Below are 17255 nucleotides of genomic sequence, written 5' to 3'. Positions count from 1 at the left end.
GCGACCTTCAACGCGCAGCCGGTAAATGCGCCGACCCCGTGCGGATCGAAGCGGCAGCCACTGGTTTCGCTATCGCCCTGTGCCACGATGCTCCCCACGGTTGCCGGTCTCGTCCTGAACTGGAAATGCGCCACAGACTGCCGCTATCTCAGCAATAAGGCGCGTACCAACGGACGGGGTCCCGTGGGCCGAAGTAGGGAACTTGCGGGACGGGGGCGAACCCGCTGCGGCCACCAGAACCAGCGGCCCAGCAGCGCGGCGATCGACGGCGTCATGAACGCGCGCACGACCAACGTGTCGAACAGCAAACCGAGACCGATCGTCGTGCCCACCTGGCCGATGGTGCGCAGATCGCTGACGAGCATGGACCCCATGGTGAACGCGAAGACCAGCCCGGCGTTCGTCACGACTTTGCCGGTGCCGCCCATGGCGCGGATGATGCCGGTGTTGATGCCGGCGCCGATTTCCTCTTTCATCCGGGCTACCAGCAGCAAGTTGTAGTCAGACCCCACCGCCAGCAGGACGATCACCGACATCACGAGCACCGACCAGTGGATTTGTATGCCGAGCAGATTCTGCCAAGCAAACACGGAGAGCCCGAAGGACGCGCCCAGCGAGAGCAGCACCGTGCCGACGATGACCAGGGCGGCAACGAAACTTCGGGTCATGATCAGCATGACGATGAAAATCAGGCAGAGCGCGGCGACTCCCGCGATCATCAGGTCGATGGTGGACGCCCGCACCTGGTCCCGCACCGACGCTGCGGTGCCGGAGAGGTAGATCTTCGAGTCCTCCAGCGGAGTCCCCTTGAGCGCCTCTTCGGCCGCGCTCTTGATCGAATCAACCCGCGAAAGGCCTTCGGACGACGAGGGATCGCCCTTCTGCAGGATGAGCATGCGGACGGCCTTGCCGTCCGGCGACACGAAGATGTTCATGATTCGCTGGAAGTCTTTGTTCTTCAACGTTTCCGGCGGCAGGTAGAAAGAATCGTCGTTTTGGGCGGTGTCGAACGCTCTGCCCATCGAGGTCGCATTGTTGTTGTTGTCGCCCATGTTTCCGAGAACGCCGGACATGGTGCTGTGCATGGTCAGCAGCATGGTCCGCGATTCCTGCATGATCGCGATCGTCTGCGGCAGCTGGGCGAGGATCTGCGGCAGCAGCGCGTCGACCTGATCGAGGTCCGCCACCAGCAGGATCAGCTTGTCGCTCACGGCGTCAACACCGTCGAGCGAGTCGAAGATGCTTCTGATCGAGAAGCAAATCGGAATGTCGTAGCAGTGCTTTTCCCAGTAGAAGTAACTGCGGATCGGTCGGAAGAAATCCTCGAAATTCGAGATGTTGTCCCGCAGTTCGCTGGTGAGTGCCTGCATTTCATGCGTGTGGCCGACGACGTCGTGTGTCGTGGCGACGAGTTGCTTCATCACGTCGTACATGCGCTGCGTGACGTTGATCGCTTCGGTGATCAGATCGGCCTGCTTGAGCAGGTCCTTCATGCGCTCCCTCTGGAAAGTGAGGAATTGTTGCTGGCCGGCGGCTTGCATGCTGAGCAGATACGGGATCGTCGTGTGCTTGATCGGGGTTCCCTCGGGCCGCGTCACGGCCTGCACGCTGGAGATGCCCGGCACGGCGAGGACGGCCTTGGCCAGTTTGTCCAACACGAGGAAGTCGGCCGAATCGCGCAGATCGTGGTTGGCCTCAACCAACAGGATTTCGGGGGCCATCATCGCCGACGGTGGAAAATGTCGCGACGCCGCCTCGTACCCCAAATTCCCGGGGATATCTTTCGGGATGAACTTCTGGTCGTTGTAGCTGGGGCTGTAGCCCGGCAGCGTCAACAACCCGACAAGCGTGACCGCCAGCGCCGCCACGAGAATGGGCGCGGGCCAACGAACAATCGCCGTTCCCACCCGTCGCCATACGCGATAGCTGATTTTCCGCTTGGGCTCGAACAAACCGAAACGGCTTCCGACCGTCAGAACCGCCGGGATCAGCGTGATGGCGACCGCTACGGCGACCAATACGGCCACGGCGCAGGGAACGGCCAGCACGTAGAAAGAGGGCAGCCGCGTAAAGACCAGGCAGTAAAGGGCTCCGGCGATCGTCAAACCCGAGGCCACGACGACCTTGGTGACCCCGTGATAGGTGGTGTAGAAGGCCTCTTCCCTGTCCTTGCCGGCCTGACGCGCCTCCTGATACCGGCCGATGAAGAAGATCCCGTAGTCGGTTCCGGCCGCGATGACAAGGGAGACAAGCAGATTCACGGCGAGGGTGCTGAGACCGATGATCCCGTGATATCCGATGAATGCAACAATTCCGCGGGCCGCCATGAGTTCTATGCCGACCACCACCAGCAACAGAATTACGGTGACGACAGAACGATAGACGAGAAGCAGCGTCACGAAGATCACCGCGATGCTGACCAAAGTGATTGTGGCAACCGTTCTGTCGCCACTGTGGCTCATATCCGAAATGATCGCCGCGGGCCCGGTGACAAAGGCTTTGACGCCCGGCGGTGCGGGGGTCCGAGCGACGATATGCTGCACAGCCTCGATCGAGTCATTGCCCGCGTTGAGAATCACCAGGACGTATGCGGCCTTGCCGTCGGCGCTTTGCGCGGCCTGTCTGGTTAGTTCGTCGCCCCAGAAATCGTTGACGTGTATGACATGCTTCGAATCGTCTTTCAACTGGGCAATCAAACGGTCGTAATATCTGTGGGCATCGTCGCCGAGCGGCTGCTGACCCTCCAAAACGATCGTCGCCACACTGCCGGAACTCGACTGACCCGATTGGTCGGCGGCCTTGAAGTCTTCATTCAGTCGCTGGGACGCCGTGGCGGACGGCGCATTGGTGAGGGTGGGGGAGACCGAATGCTGGTTCTCGACCTGCTCCAGCGGGGGGACGAAGAAATTCAGGATGGCGATGATCGCCAGCCACCCCAAGATGATGGCGACCGAAAATCGACGGATCGTCCGCGCTACCAACGGCTGACTCGCCTGTAGCTGATGGTTGGTCATGAGCCCTTCAGCATGCAGGACGTAAACGCGCTCACCTCGTTGGTGACTTTCTCGGACTTGACCACTCCGTCCAACAGGATGCGGCAACCGATGCTGTCACTGTCACCCTGCGCCGCGACGCTTCCGATGCCCGTCGCCGCGGTGACCGCGAATTCCAACGACCAGGGCAGCTTCGCCGCGTCGACATGCTGCGGGGAGCCGGTGTCGTCGTAATAGCTGATCAAGGCAACGGTCCCCGGCGGGCCGAAGACCTCGTACCTCAGGTGCTGGGGGTTGTAAGGCTTGTTGTCGACCCTGGTGTCGGCGTACGAGAGGCGCTTCTCCGCGCCGAAGAGGCCGTGCAGGCGCGACACGGTGAACCCGCCGACGGCGATCACCATTACTACGACCAGCGGAATCCAAAGGCGCCGCAGGGTCCGGAAAATAAGAGGGCCCGAATTTCGGCGACTCGGCCTGGATCCGGCTGGTGTCCGGGGCGCTGCCGAGGGCTGGCGAGCGCCTCGGAAGAGACGGCGGGGTGCGGGCGGGGGGCCTGCATTTTGGCCGGTCGCGACGTCGATATCGGAGCGCGCCGGCTCAACATCGTGCACACTGCCCCAGACCACCGCACCACCCTAACCGACACGAGTTGAATTACGGATGCAAACCTAGTGGAGGCCAACAGCGCCTGACCGGGATTTAAGGAACTTCTCAGCATGCCGGCCCGAAGGTGCCTCGGCCGCACGCCCCAGCAACCGCTGCCGCGGCCGCCGTTCGCGTTGGCGCCGCAGGGTCCCTCAGTCGATCTCGCCGGTCAGCCCGAAGTCGGCCAGTGTGCGCGCGGCCAGGTCGCGCAGAGCGGGCTTCGTGTTTTCCGCCCCCGGCTGATAGGCGACGACGGTGAGGTAGATCTTGCCGATCGCGGGAGTCCGGCACGACACCAGCTGCATGTAGCCGCCCGTTCGCTCCAGCTGTTGGCGCGTCGCGTGTTGGCGCGTACCTCGGGCCCAGGCGTGCTCGCACTGGGTGCCGTCGGCGCGGCTGACCACCGAGCCGGCGTCGCCGAGGTTGGAATAGATCACGGGCATGTCGGGGTCGTTGAGCTGCGCCTCGACTCCCCGCTTCCAGATCCGCTTCGGGGTGAAGGGGGACAGCGCGGCCAGTTGCGCGGATTCATCGGGCGCACTTTCCAGGGTCTTCAGCGACTGCTTGATCGCGGCTCGGGTGTCGCGCAGATCCGCCGTCAACGGGGACGGGTCGAGGCTGACACGGGCAAACGACACCGCGAGCGCTCGGGTGTCGCCGTCGGTGCGGTCGGTCATCACGATTTGCAGGGTCACCGCGCCGTCGGAGGGCCGCCGACGCCCGAGATGTTCGGCGAGTTTCGCGGTGAACGCCGCGGCCAGCGTCGTGCTCGTTCCGCCTAGAGACTTCGCATGGGCATCCCATTGCTCCAGGTCGACGAGGATCGCGACGCCCGGCAGGATGATCGGGTCGGCGCCGTCGTCCGTCCGGCGGGTGACGGCTTTCGGCGCCGGCGATGAGTCCGCGGCCTCGCGCCGGTGGCGGCGGGTCAGTTTTGCCAACGCGGCGAACGCCCGGGCGACGTCAGGTGTGTCATGCGCCGTTTGGCGGAGATCCTGTGTCACCGCGCGCAGTCGCTTCCGCGAGCGCGGCGGCGGGTAGCCAAAGTCGCGGTTCGTGCCAAGGATCGCATCGGCCACTGCGACCAGACCCCCGACGCCGTCAATAAGGTAGTGCGAGATCACCCAGGTGACCGCGGTCGATCCGTCCGTCAGGGGGAGGACGCAGAGGTGCCAGCCGGGCCCATTTTCCGGATCAACGGGGACCTGTGAACGTTCATCGGCCCAGTCGCTGAGTTCGGAGCGGGGGCGGGGGCGCTCGGCGAATTCGATTTCCGCCGGCCCCCGATCGACGACCCACCGATGCCGGCCGAACGGCAGCGGCGACCGCTCGATAAGCCGTCCGGACAACCCGTGACCGAGATTGTGGTGGAAGCGTTTGATTCCGTCGAAGTCGATGGGGTGCTCGTAGACCCACACGACTTGCATGACTTCCGTCTGGCCGACGGCGCGCTGGCCGTCAAAGAAGCCCTGGTCCACCAGTGCCAGCAGATTGTCCGGCCGCGCCGCGCCGTTGGACTCGTGACTGTGAGCCGATGCGCGCGTGCGACGTATCCGAATTGGCACTGATTAGCCTCCTATGACAGAAGATTCGCCAGATGGCTGGCGGTGCGTACGCCGATAACACGGGACGCGGTCGAACCGATTCATAGCAGATTAGCCTCGGGCGCATTCGCCCGGCGGAGCATTTGCGGGAGCCTTGGATGATTCGTTGACCGATCGATCCCTGAAATGCGGTCTGCGGGGGCCAAATCAGCGTTGCCGGCGGCGGCGTCGGCGCGGCAGCAAACTTCGAAATTGTCAGTCGACCGCGCCGGTATTGGGGTTATGCTGCTGGGCGGCTGAGCTGGGCACCCGGTCTGCCGCTTTCATTTCGCAGAACGCGCACGGCAAGTGAAGGGCCAAATCACGCGATGAAATTTGTGCTGGCGTTCTATGGCACGCGCGGCGATGTCGAACCCGGTGTCGCCGTCGGCCGCGAATTGCGCCGCCGCGGGCACGACGTGTGCATGGCCGTGTCGCCGGACCTGGTCGGCTTCGCGGAGGCGGCGGGGCTCGCCGCGGTCGGCTACGGGCCCGATGTTCAGGCGTGGCTGGAATCGACGCGCAACTTCTGGGCGTATTTCTTCCGAAACTTCTGGCGGATCCGGGATGTGCGCGCGTTTCTGCGTGAGTCCCGGGAACCGGGCACCCGCCACTGGGCGGACATGAGCAGGATGCTGACCTCGGTGACGGACGGCGCCGACCTGCTGTTGACTGGCATGAGCTACCAGGAGCTGGCCACCAGTGTCGCGGAGTATCGCGACATTCCGCTGGCCACGCTGCTCTGGTTCCCGATACGGGTCAACGGCCGCCTCGTCCCGACGCTGCCGGCGCCCTTGATCCGCTCGGCGATGAGGGCCTACGAGTGGCTGGTTTGGCGCGGGGTGAAAAAGGTCGAGGACGCGCAGCGCCGGGAATTGGGCCTGCCGAAGGCCACCGGCCCGGCGCCGGGGCGGATCGCCGAACGGGGATCGCTGGAAATTCAGGCCTACGACCAGGTGTGCTTTCCGGGCCTGGCAACCGAATGGGCGAAATGGGATGGGCAGCGGCCCTTTGTCGGCACGCTGACGATGGAATCACCGACGGACGCCGACGACGAGGTGGCCTCGTGGATTGCCGCGGGAACACCGCCGATCTTCTTCGGGTTCGGCAGCATTCCCGTCGAGTCCGCCGCCGACACCATCGCGATGATCGGCAAGGCCTGCGCGCAGTTGGGCGAACGGGCCCTGATCTGCGCAGCCGCGTCGGACTTCAGCGACGTCCCCCGTTTCGAGCACGTGAAGGTGGTGGGCGCGGTCAATTACGCCACGATCTTCCCCGCCTGCCGCGCGCTCGTGCACCACGGTGGCGCGGGCACCACGGCCGCGGGCTTGCGCGCCGGAGTGCCCACGCTCGTCCTGTGGATGGCAGACGTTCAGGGCATCTGGGGAGCCGCGGTGAAACGGCTGAAAGTGGGCACCGCCCGGCGCTTTTCGAGCGCTACCGAGAAATCGTTGGTGCACGACCTGCGGACCATCCTCGCCCCGCAATACGCCGCCCGGGCCAGCGAGGTTGCGGCGCGGATGACGACACCGGCCCAAAGCGTTGCGGCCGCCGCGGATTTCGTGGAAGGTTTCGCCCGCCTCAAGCGTGTTGGCTGATCGACGACGGCAGAACGCGAGACCGGTTCGCGCGCAGGCGAATTCCACGCTCAGGCGGCGAAATGCGCCTCGTTGACGTGCGTAGCCACCCGCAGAGCGTTCGCCGCGACCGTCAGACTGGGATTCAAGCCGGCGCTGGACGGAAAGAACGAGGCGTCGACCACGTAGAGGTTGTCCACCTCGTGCGCCCGGTTTCGGGGGTCCAGCACGCTGGTCTTGGGATCGTCACCGAAGCGGCACGTGCCGCAGACATGGCCCAGGGTCGAGTTGTTTGCTCCGGTCCGCAGTGTGAGCGTGCGAAACGGTTTCAACGCCCCCTTCACCTGCCGCAAAAACAGCTTGCGGCGCTCGATCTCACTGGGGTGTAACCGATATTGGAGCCGCAGCCGTTGCCGGCCGTCCGCGCCGGGTCGGTCACTGGGCTGCACGCGGTTGTCCAGGTACGGCAGGTCTTCCATGATCGGGACCAGCACGAGCCCGCCGCTGAAGAAGCGGTCGTAGATCGGCCGGATCGCCGGGCTCAGCAGGCGCAGCATCGCCGGCTGCCAGCCGGGGTGGTTGGTCAGCATGTCCATGGAGGCCAACTTCGCCATCGCGCTGGCCGACTGCAGGGTGCCGAACTTCTGCCCCTCATAGAAATAGAAGTCGTTGAGCCCGATCTCCTTGTTCTCTTCGGTGATCTTGCAGCCGCGTTCCGGCCAGACCTCGATCCAGTCCATCAGGTGACGCATCAAGTTGCGCCCGACCCAATCGGAGCCGTTGGCCAATCCGGCCGGCCAGTCACCCGAGCGGGAATTGAGCAAAAGCACCGGTGTGGCCAGTGCGCCGGCGGCCAACACCACCACCTTGGCCCGCAATGTCAGCGTGCCCGAGCGATGCTGGGCGATCACCTGGCGCACCTGGGTGCGGTCGGCTTCCAGGCGCAGCACCCGGCACTCGGCCAGCAGCTGGGCGCCGTGCTCGGTGACGGCCCGCAGCACCCCATTGCGGCCGGCCTCGTTTTTGCACGACTTGTCGCAGAGATACGCCTGACAGGTGGCACACCCCTCCGTGTAATCGCAGGCCATCGGCAGGTGATACGGATGCAGCCCGAGGCCTGACAGGTGGTCGACCAGGGGCCGGTTGTCCGGCGAAAAGGGCGGCGCCGGGGGCAAACCGACGGCCGCGGCCTCCGGACGCAGTGGATCAGGTTCGCCGCGGACCCCCAGGAGTTTCTCGGCCTCGGCATACCAGGGACTCATTTGTTCGTAGCTGACCGGCCAGGCGTCCGGCACGGTTGAATCGCCGGGGTCGCGGAAATTTTTCCGCGGGGTGAAGTCCTCCACGAAGAAGCGTTCGCAGACCATGCCGTACAGCGCGGACGAGCCGCCGGTGCCGCTGCCGATAAACGGGGTGAACCGCTTGGGCGAGCGTCCGGTGACGTCTTCGATCTCGTCGGTGCTCCGGCCGGCCCTGGCCAACGCGTCGAAGTAGGCCTCTGCCGAACGGTAGGCGCGCGGTTCGGCCAGTTCGGGCATGGCCGCGCGGATGGTGCCGGCCGTGCCGGGCAGTGTCGAGCGGCCCTTTTCGACGAACAAGACCCGCCGTCCCGAGCGGGCCAGCGAGTAGCCCAGCATCCCGCCGCCCATGCCGGTGCCCACGACGATCGCGTCCCACACCACGCGTTCGGCCTCGCGCGCGCTCACCTCGCCGACAGCCAAATCAACTCCTCAGCCGATGATGGTTCAACGCTTGGCCCGTCTCGGCGAATCGAGATCGTAGCATCGCGCATTACGGACGGATGGGTTGGAAAGTTTTCTGCCGCGGCGCTTCAACACAGACCAAGAAGGGCGGTGAATTCGTCGTCATGACGGTCGCGTTGGAAGCGTGGCGTTTCGACCGCGCGAGCGGCGAGCTTACGACGTAGGTCTTCGTCGGATTCCAGTGTCATCAGGTTGGCCGCGAGTGCGTTCGCGTCGCCGGCAGGGCTCAGCAGTCCGTTGACTCCCGGATCGATGATTTCCGGTGTGCCACCGGCGTTCGTCCCACACACCGGCAGTCCGGCTCTCATCGCCTCGACGGTGACCCGGCCGAATGCCTCGCATTGGCTGCACATGAGGCCGACGTGGGCGGCGGACCAGAAGCGTCCGACGTCGCGGGTGCGCCCATGAATGGTGACCAGGTCCTCGACGCCCAGCCGTCGGGCAAGTTCGCGAAGCGGCTTCTGGTTGCCGGCGCCGACCAATGTCAACTCGATGTCGACGCCCGCCTTCCGGGCGATGGCCACCGCCTCGACTGCGATGCGTTGTCCCTTTGCTTCAGAGAAGTAACCGACCAATACGGCGCGCATCCGCTCGCCCGGGTGCCGCTGCGGCGGTGTGCCGAGTGGGGTGTCGACGACCGGGTAGACCACGTGCGTCGTCATCGTGGGATCCACTGCGAGCAGAGCGTTCTCGACCGCCCGCGAATTGCAGATCACCGCCTCCGAAAGCCGACCGATGAGGCGAATGGTTCTGCGGTAACCCAGCAGAAACCAAAGCCGATGGTCGTCTTTGCCGAACTCGCGGACCAGCCAGTAATGCGGGATGCCGAGCAGTTTGGCGGCGATCGCGTGCGCAGGAATGACCATCGTATTGGTGAGCACCATCGTCGGGCGCTGACGAATAAGCAGGAACGCCGCGTGCACCACGCCGACAAGCAGCATCGCGAAATACGGAATCGTGCCGATCAGCGCCTCGATGCGCGGCGCCCCCGACCGTACGAGAAAAGCCCAGCCCGGTATCCAGGTGATCTTGGTCCGGATATCGTGCCGAGCGCACTCCGTCACCAGGCTTCCCTTCCACGGGCACACGGCGACCACGTCTACGTCGGGCCGATTTTCGTGGATCGCCAAGACCATGTCGCGAAAGTCGAGCGCGCCTCCGCCGCCGAAACTTCCGACGTTCGAGATCACCATCACCCGGGGGGTAGGGCTCGCCGTCCGTGCAGCCGCGATGGCGCGAAGCCGGGTTCTCACGCGGCGCACGGTACCAGCGGCAACCATTTTCGGGTGCCGAAATCGGCCGGACTGACCCGCGAACGGCTAGCATGCCGACCGTGTCTGGAGGCGGCGCGCCGGTGCGGATCGGCATCCTGGGGGCCGCGCGCATCACGCCGGCGGCGCTCATCAAACCCGCTCGGGGAAACCCCGAGGTCGTGGTGGCCGCGGTGGCCGCGCGCGACCCGTCTCGCGCGCGAGACTTCGCCGCCAAGCACGGCATCGCCCGGGTGCACGACAGCTACGAGGCGTTGCTCGCCGATCCGGAACTGGACGCCATCTATAACCCGCTGCCGATCGGCCTGCACGGCCGGTGGACTCGGGCCGCGCTTGACGCGGGCAAGCACGTGCTGTGTGAGAAGCCGTTCACTGCCAATGCCGCCGAGGCCCGTGAGGTCGCCGACCTGGCCGCCAAGTCGGATCGGGTCGTGATGGAGGCATTCCACTACCGCTACCACCCGTGCGCGTCGCGCGTGGAGGAGATCCTCGCCTCGGACGAGCTCGGCAAGCTGCAGCGGGTGGAGGCGAAGTGGTGCTTCTGGATGCCGCAGTTCTCGCACAACCGCTACAACTACGCGCTGGCCGGTGGCGCGCTGATGGACCTCGGCTGTTATGCGGTCGACATGGTGCGCAGGTTCGGCGGTTCGACTCCGGCGGTCGTCGCGGCGCGGGCGAAACTGCGCGGCCCCGACGTGGACCGGGCCATGACGGCCGAGCTGCGGTTCGCCGGTGGGCACACCGGCCGGATCCACTGCTCGATGTGGTCGACCGATCTGCCGCACTTGACCGTGAAGGTGGTGGGCGACCGGGGTGAGCTGCGGCTCAACCCGTTGATCCCGTTCCAGCGGTTCTCCGTCCGGTCGAGGAGCGGGAGGCGAGTGGAGAACTTCACGGCGGGACGCTCGACGTATGCGCATCAGCTCGACGCGTTCGCCGCGGCGGTGCTGCGCGGCGCACCGGTGAAGACGACACCGCAGGAAGCGATCGAGAACATGACCGTGATCGACGCGATGTATCGCGCTGCCGGTCTTCCGCTGCGCGTGCCCGCTTGACTCAACAATCGACGGAGGTCAGCGGCGGAAAGCCTGACCACCGGTCACCGCAGCACACCTGACGCCTAGTTCGCTCCTGTCGCAGCAGTCACACGACGTGCGCTCTGCGCTGCGATGTGTTCCCCAGGTATGCGAATTGAGCTCGGATCAAACTTTATGAATCGGATTCCAAACTCTATTAGACACGCGTAACCTACGCCTAAAATCACCCGAATCCTCTAGCCGGCCCCGCCAAGGTGGAATCCAATGTCTTCCTATGTGATCGCGACATCGGGAGCTCTGGCCGCCGCGGCAGCCGATTTGGCCGGGCTGAGGCAGACGATAGGGGCGGCCTACGCCACGGCGGCGCCCTCGACGACGGCGGTGGCGGCCGCAGCCCAGGACGAGGTGTCGGCGGCGATCGCGAAGTTGTTCGCCACCTATGCGCAAGAGCAACAGGCGCTGAGTGCGCAGGTAGAGGCGTTTCATGCCGGGTTCGTGCACGCCTTGGACAGTGCGGGGGCTGCCTATGCGGCCGCGGAGGCGGCCAATACTTCGCCGTTGCAGTCCGCGTTGGACGCGGTCAACGGTCCGGTTCAGGCGCTGACGGGGCGTCCGCTCATCGGCGACGGCGCCGACGCCACCACGCCGGGTGGCAACGGCGGCGACGGCGGCATCTTGTGGGGCAACGGCGGCAACGGCGCGGCCGGCGCGCCGGGGACCGGGCAAAACGGCGGCAACGGCGGGTCGGCGGGATTTTTCGGCCACGGCGGCAACGGCGGGGCCGGCGCGTCTGCAACGACGGCCGGTGTGGGCGGCGGCAACGGCGGGGCCGGCGGCAGGAATGGGCTGCTGGGCGGTGGCCCCGCCGGGTACGGCGGCGCCGGCGGCAACGGCGGCTCGAGCACGGTGCCCGGCCTGGTGGGCGGCGCCGGCGGTAACGGCGGGGCCGGCGGAGCCAGCGAGTCGCTGTTTGGCGGGTCCGGCGGTGCCGGCGGTGCCGGAGGCAACGGCGGGGACAGCGCCACGGGCGCCACGGGCGCTCCCGGCTCCCCGGGCTCGAGCTTCGCCGGCGGCGCCGGAGGGGCCGGTGGCGCCGGCGGCAACGCCGTCGGCTTCCTGAGCTCCGGCGGGCACGGCGGCCAGGGCGGGTCCGGCGGCAACGGCGGCGCCGGCGGTACCGGCGGGGTCGGCGACTTCAGCATCAACAACGGCACAGGTGGCGCCGGCGGCGCGGGCGGCTTGGGCGGCCTCGCCGGCGCCGGTGGCGCCGGCGGTTCCGCCGGCATCTTCGGCACCCCGGGCGGCAGCGGCGCCGGCGGCACCACCGGTACGTCCGGGGCCGGCGGCGCCGGTGGGAACGGCGCGGCCGGCACTGCGCTGCATCCGGACGGCGGCAACGGCGGCGCCGGCGGAAGCGGTAGCAGCGGTGGCCAAGGCGGTACCGGCGGCGACGCCGCCGGCAACGGTCACGGCGGTAACGGCGGCGCCGGCGGTGCCGCGTTTGCCCAGACAGGCACCGGCGGTAACGGCGGCGACGGCGGCAGCGGCGCCGGCAACGGCAACGGCGGTAACGGGGGCGCGGGCGGTGCTGCCATTTCGCAGGGAGGCAACGGCGGTAAAGGCGGCGACGCCCCGGGCAGCGGCAACGGCGGCACCGGCGGCGCCGGGGCCAGCGTCTCCACCGTCGGCACAGGGGCCGTCGCGCCCGGCACGGGCGGCGCCGGTGGCAACAGCACCGGCGGTGTCGGTGGGGCCGGCGGGGCCGGGGGCGCCGTGGTTATCCAAAACGCATCCTCTGCCGTCCCGGTCCTCGGCGGCACCGGCGGCAACGGCGGGAGCGGCACCTTCGGTGGTGCCGGCGGCGCCGGTGGACAGGTCATCACGGCGGGAGCGGGCAACACCACCGGCGGCCATGGCGGTGACGGTGGCACCGCCAGCATCGGCCTCGGTGGGGCCGGCGGGGCCGGCGGCAGCGTCCAGTTCCAGAACGGTGCTTCTTCGGCGGCCGTCACCGGCGGCACCGGTGGCACTGGCGGAAACGGCAGCTCCGGCGGTGTCGGTGGGGCCGGCGGGGTGGTCGTCACGAACGGATTCGGCGCCACCCTCGGTGGCCATGGCGGCGGCGGTGGGACCGGCAGCGGCGGTGTCGGTGGGGCCGGCGGGGCCGGCGGCAGCGTTCAGTTCCAGAACGGTGGTTCTTCGGCCGCCGTCACGGGTGGCGACGGCGGCACTGGCGGCAGCGGCGCCTCCGGTGGTGCCGGTGGTGCCGGTGGGGTCGTCGTCACGAACGGAACGGGTGACACCACCGGTGGCCATGGCGGCGCCGGTGGAGCCGCCGGCACCGGCGTTGGCGGCGTCGGTGGGGCTGGCGGCGGCGTGGCCATCCAGAGCGCTGCCTCGTCGGGCATCGCCACGGGCGGCGGCGGTGGCATTGGCGGGAATGGCGCCTCCGGTGGTGCCGGTGGGGCCGGCGGGCAGGTTCTCACCAACGGCACGGGAGCCGTCAACGCTGGCGTGGGCGGTGACGGCGGTACCGGCACTACCGGCGTCGGCGGGGCCGGTGGGGCCGGTGGTGGCGTGGCCATCCAGAGTGCTGCCTCTTCGGTCGCCGTCACCGGCGGCGTCGGTGGCAAAGGCGGGAATGGCGCCTCCGGTGGTGGGGGTGGAGTCGGTGGGGCGGTCCTCACGAACGGCACGGGCGCCACTACTGGCGGCCATGGCGGCGACGGTGGTTCCGGCACTACCGGTGTCGGTGGGACCGGCGGTGCCGGCGGCGGCGTGGCCATCCAGAGCACCTCGTCTCCGGCGGCCGGAACCGGCGGTGCCGGTGGCACCGGCGGAAACGGCAGTTCCGGCGGTGCCGGTGGGGCCGGCGGCGCCGTCCAGACGAACGGAACGGGCAATACCACCGGCGGCCATGGCGGCGACGGCGGTACCGGCAGCAACGGTGTCGGCGGGGCCGGCGGGAACGGCGGCGGCGTGGCCATCCAGGGCACGTCCTCGGGCACCGGAACCGGCGGCGACGCCGGCCAGGGCGGCGGTGGCAGCTCGGGTGGTGCCGGTGGAAACGGCGGGGCCGTCATCACCAACGGAACCGGAGCAGTCACCGGCGGGCACGGTGGCGCCGGTGGCGCCGGCACTGTCGGCGTCGGTGGGGATGGCGGGACCGGCGGCGGCGTGACCATTCAGACCAGTTCCTCCGCGGCCATCGGCACCGGCGGCGGCGGTGGCGTGGGCGGGGGCGGCAGCTCCGGCGGCGACGGCGGAGCCGGTGGAGGGGTCGTCACCAACGGATTCGGAAACGTCGCCGGCGGCCACGGCGGCGACGGCGGCGCCGGCACTGCCGGCGTCGGTGGGGTCGGTGGCGACGGCGGTGATGTGACCGTCCAGACCGCCACCTCTTCGGCGATCGGCACCGGCGGCGACGCCGGCCGTGGAGGCAACGGCCCCTCCGGCGGTGCCGGTGGTACCGGTGGGCAGGCCGTCACGAACGGATTCGGAAACGCCAACGGCGGACGTGGCGGCGACGGTGGCACGGGCGACATCGGCGGTACCGGCGTCGGTGGCGCCGGGGGGGCCGGCGGTCTTGCGGCGATCAACTCGACGTTCTCGGCGGCTACCCCGACCGGAGGCAACGGTGGGGACGGCGGGACTGGCACCCCCGGCGGTGCCGGTGGGGACGGCGGTGCGGCCACCACCCAAGGAATCGGAACGGTTGTCCCCGGCACTCCCGGCAGCCACGGATGACGGAATCGCAGGCCCTGAACGACCGTCCGCTCGCGCAGTCGACGCTCCGAGCGCCAGAGCGGGCGTACACCGAGAATGCCGTCGCGAAACCGCAGGAGCCGGTTTCTATTCAACACGCGTATACCGACGGGTATGGTCTGTTTTCGTGATCGAGCTTGACGGCGTGGCAAAAGCTTTCGACGGAAAAATCCACGCACTGCAGGACGTGAGTTTTTTCGTTCCGACGGGGTCGGTCTGCGCTCTGCTCGGTCATAACGGCGCGGGGAAGTCGACCACCATCAAGATCCTGTCGACGTTGCTGCGGCCCACCTCCGGCCGAGCGGTTGTGGCCGGCCACGACGTCGTCCGCGAGGCGGCCCAGGTGCGGGCAAGCATCGGGAGCATCGGGCAGCTGGCCGCTCTCGATTTCGAGCTCACCGGTCGCGAGAACCTGGTGTTGTTCGGCCGGCTACGGGGCATGCGGCGCAAAGACGCGCGACAGCGGGCCGACGCATTGATCAACGAGTTCGATATGTCGCACGCCGCCGACCGGCCGGTGCACACGTATTCGGGTGGCATGGTGCGCCGCATCGATATCGCCGCCGGGCTGATGGTTCCACCGGCGGTGCTTTTCCTCGACGAGCCCACGACCGGGTTGGACCCGCGGAGCCGCCGCGACGTGTGGAACCTGGTGTCGTCGTTGTCGGCCCAGGGCGTGACCATTCTGCTCACGACGCAATATCTCGAAGAGGCCGACGTGCTCAGCGATTCGATCGTCGTACTGGACAAAGGTCGTGTGGTCGCCGACGGGACCGCCGAAGACCTCAAACGCCGCGTGGGATTGGGCTATTGCACGGTGAGCCCGGTCAACCCGGCCGACCTCGCCAAGATCTTCGCGGCGGTCTCCGATCTCGAAGGCGCCGAAGCCGACTACGAGGCGAACACCGTCTCGGTGCTCTCGCCCGACGGCGTCGCTACCCTCGGCGAGGTGTTTCGCCGGGTGGACCGGCTGGGCGTCGAGCTACTCGACATCGCGCTGCGCAAGCCGTCGTTGGACGAAGCGTTTCTACACCTCACGGCGAAAGTCACGACGTGACCGCCCTCGCCGCGCTCACCGAGCGTGTGGTGCAGAACGCCATGCGCAACGACCTGGTGTTCGCGGTGGTGTCGCCCGGCCTGAACTTCGTCGTCTTCAACTTCATGCTGGGCAACGTGATCGACACCGGCGGAATGAGCTACCCCCAGTACGTGCTGCCGGTCGTCGTCGTCCAGGTCATCTTCCTCGGCGCGCTGACGACCATTGACCGCGCCGCCCAGGACGAGCGCAGCGACTTCGCCGATCGACTCCGCACGCTTCCGATATCTACGGTGACACCGCTGATGGCCCGCATGATGTACTGCCTGTTCCGCGGTGCCCTCGGGCTGCTTGCCGCGATCGCCGTCGGGTACGCGTTCGGCTTCCGGATGTTCGGCGGGCTGATGCACGCGGCCGCCTTCGCCGTCGTTGCCCTGCTGCTGACGCTGGCCCTCTCGCTCGCCGCCGATGCGGCCGGGGTCCTTTCTGTGGCCTCGCAAGGCAGGTTCGCGAGCAGCGGCGTGTTGGATCAGCTGCTGCTCGTTCCCCAAATGCTGTTGGTCATGCTGTCCACCGGGATGGCGCCGGCCGACTCGTTTCCGGATTGGTTGCATCCGTTCGTGCGCAACCAGCCCGTCTCGCAGGTGACGCAGACCCTGCGTGGCTTCACCACCGGCCACGTGGTGGCGAGCAACGTCGCGACCAGTTTGGCGTGGTGTCTTGGGCTGCTGGTGGTGTTCGGTGCGATCGCGATGCGCGTGCAGGGGCGGCCGCAATGACCGCGAACGCACCGCCGCGGAGTTCCCTGGCCAGCGAAACTCTGCTGTTCGCAAGCCATCTCCTCACCCGGTGGCGGCGCCAACCGATGGTGTTGATCCAGGCGCTGGTGTTCCCGACGTTTCTGCTGATCGCCTACAAGCTGCTGGTGGGCAAGTCGATACTCAGGATCACCGGCACGGAAAGCCTCTACGGCCTGGTGCCGATGTGCGCCGTGGCCGGCGCGATGTTCGGTGCGCTTGCGACCGGTCGCCGCATGTGGATCGACCGCGACAGCGGTCTGATCGGCAGATTATGGGTTTTCCCCGTACACCGGGCCAGCGCGCTCACCGGCAGGCTGCTCGCCGAGGCCGCGCGCACGTTCGTCAGCGCCACGTTGATCACCGCGGTCGGGGTAGGCCTCGGCCTTCGCTTCAAAGGCGGCTGGCTCACGGTTATCCCGTTCGTACTGGTGCCGGTGCTGGTGGTCGTCGTCTTCTCGATGGCGGTGATCGCGATCGCGGTGCGCGCCAGGACCGGTTCGGCGCTCATGTGGCTGGGAGTGCCGGCCACCGGTGCGGTGTTCGCCAGCTCCGGTGTGGTGCCCACGCAGACGCTGCCGTCGTGGGTGCGGCTGGAGATCCACCTTCAACCGATGTGGGCGACGATCGAGTCGATGCGGGGGCTTGCCCAAAGCGGTCCGGTGCTGTGGCCGCTCCTGGTGACCGTCATGTGGTCTCTCGGCCTGACCGCGGTGCTCGGGCCGCTGGCCGTCCGCGGTTACCGTGCCGCAGCGGAATCCGGGCACTGAGACAACTGAAAGGTCGAG

Annotated in this window: 11 protein-coding genes; 6 read left to right on the top strand and 5 right to left on the bottom strand. The window is 67.7% G+C overall.

What is annotated here, in order from left to right; translation table 11 throughout:
- Window positions 1-143: 143 nt before the first annotated feature.
- The 3 genes from AWB89_RS25695 to AWB89_RS25685 form a co-directional block, all read right to left on the bottom strand.
- Window positions 144-3014: an MMPL/RND family transporter gene (locus tag AWB89_RS25695; RefSeq protein ID WP_085177505.1), complete on the bottom strand. Its 2871-nt coding sequence runs from the start codon at window positions 3012-3014 to the stop codon at window positions 144-146.
- The gene (locus tag AWB89_RS25690) at window positions 3011-3427 is read right to left on the bottom strand and encodes an MmpS family transport accessory protein (protein ID WP_085096766.1); all 417 of its coding nucleotides are present in this window, start codon (window positions 3425-3427) and stop codon (window positions 3011-3013) included. Before AWB89_RS25690 ends, AWB89_RS25695 begins: the two co-directional genes overlap by 4 nt.
- A 363-nt stretch (window positions 3428-3790) precedes the next feature.
- On the bottom strand, window positions 3791-5203 hold the full coding sequence (locus AWB89_RS25685) for a hypothetical protein (RefSeq protein WP_085177503.1): 1413 nt from the start codon (window positions 5201-5203) through the stop codon (window positions 3791-3793).
- A 347-nt stretch (window positions 5204-5550) separates the two neighbouring features.
- Here AWB89_RS25685 and AWB89_RS25680 point away from each other — a divergent pair, with 347 nt between their 5' ends.
- Window positions 5551-6819, top strand: coding sequence for a glycosyltransferase (locus AWB89_RS25680; protein ID WP_085177501.1), 1269 nt, complete (start codon window positions 5551-5553; stop codon window positions 6817-6819).
- 50 nt (window positions 6820-6869) lie between these two features.
- On the opposite strand, the gene AWB89_RS25675 is transcribed toward AWB89_RS25680, so the two are convergent.
- Together AWB89_RS25675 and AWB89_RS25670 are read right to left on the bottom strand one after the other, a co-directional pair.
- Window positions 6870-8519 (bottom strand): GMC oxidoreductase, encoded by a 1650-nt coding sequence (locus AWB89_RS25675; protein ID WP_241520609.1) that lies wholly within the window; start codon window positions 8517-8519, stop codon window positions 6870-6872.
- A 110-nt stretch (window positions 8520-8629) separates the two neighbouring features.
- Complete coding sequence (locus AWB89_RS25670) at window positions 8630-9754, bottom strand: glycosyltransferase family 4 protein (RefSeq protein ID WP_158089851.1); 1125 nt, start codon at window positions 9752-9754, stop codon at window positions 8630-8632.
- A 131-nt stretch (window positions 9755-9885) separates the two neighbouring features.
- On the opposite strand from AWB89_RS25670, the gene AWB89_RS25665 reads away from it, so the two are divergent.
- The 5 genes from AWB89_RS25665 to AWB89_RS28170 all read left to right on the top strand — a co-directional run bounded on the left by AWB89_RS25665 (window position 9886) and on the right by AWB89_RS28170 (window position 17237).
- Window positions 9886-10887, top strand: a complete 1002-nt coding sequence (locus AWB89_RS25665) for a Gfo/Idh/MocA family protein (RefSeq protein ID WP_174627871.1) — start codon at window positions 9886-9888, stop codon at window positions 10885-10887.
- A gap of 246 nt (window positions 10888-11133) precedes the next feature.
- Window positions 11134-14616: a PE family protein gene (locus AWB89_RS28375; RefSeq protein WP_193791376.1), complete on the top strand. Its 3483-nt coding sequence runs from the start codon at window positions 11134-11136 to the stop codon at window positions 14614-14616.
- Between the two features lie 145 nt (window positions 14617-14761).
- Window positions 14762-15691 carry an ATP-binding cassette domain-containing protein gene (locus AWB89_RS25650; RefSeq protein WP_085177499.1) on the top strand — a complete coding sequence of 310 codons (930 nt, stop codon included), beginning with the start codon at window positions 14762-14764 and terminating at the stop codon, window positions 15689-15691.
- Window positions 15688-16449: an ABC-2 transporter permease gene (locus AWB89_RS28175; RefSeq protein WP_241520608.1), complete on the top strand. Its 762-nt coding sequence runs from the start codon at window positions 15688-15690 to the stop codon at window positions 16447-16449. The genes AWB89_RS25650 and AWB89_RS28175 overlap by 4 nt, the downstream gene beginning before the upstream one ends.
- On the top strand, window positions 16446-17237 hold the full coding sequence (locus AWB89_RS28170; protein ID WP_241519322.1) for an ABC transporter permease: 792 nt from the start codon (window positions 16446-16448) through the stop codon (window positions 17235-17237). The genes AWB89_RS28175 and AWB89_RS28170 overlap by 4 nt, the downstream gene beginning before the upstream one ends.
- Window positions 17238-17255: the final 18 nt, after the last annotated feature.

It is taken from the genome of Mycobacterium paraense, assembly GCF_002101815.1.
In the GTDB taxonomy this organism is placed as follows: Bacteria; Actinomycetota; Actinomycetes; order Mycobacteriales; family Mycobacteriaceae; genus Mycobacterium; species Mycobacterium paraense.
Note: the sequence above shows the minus strand (reverse complement) of the source record. Positions and strands in the feature narration are given on the sequence as shown.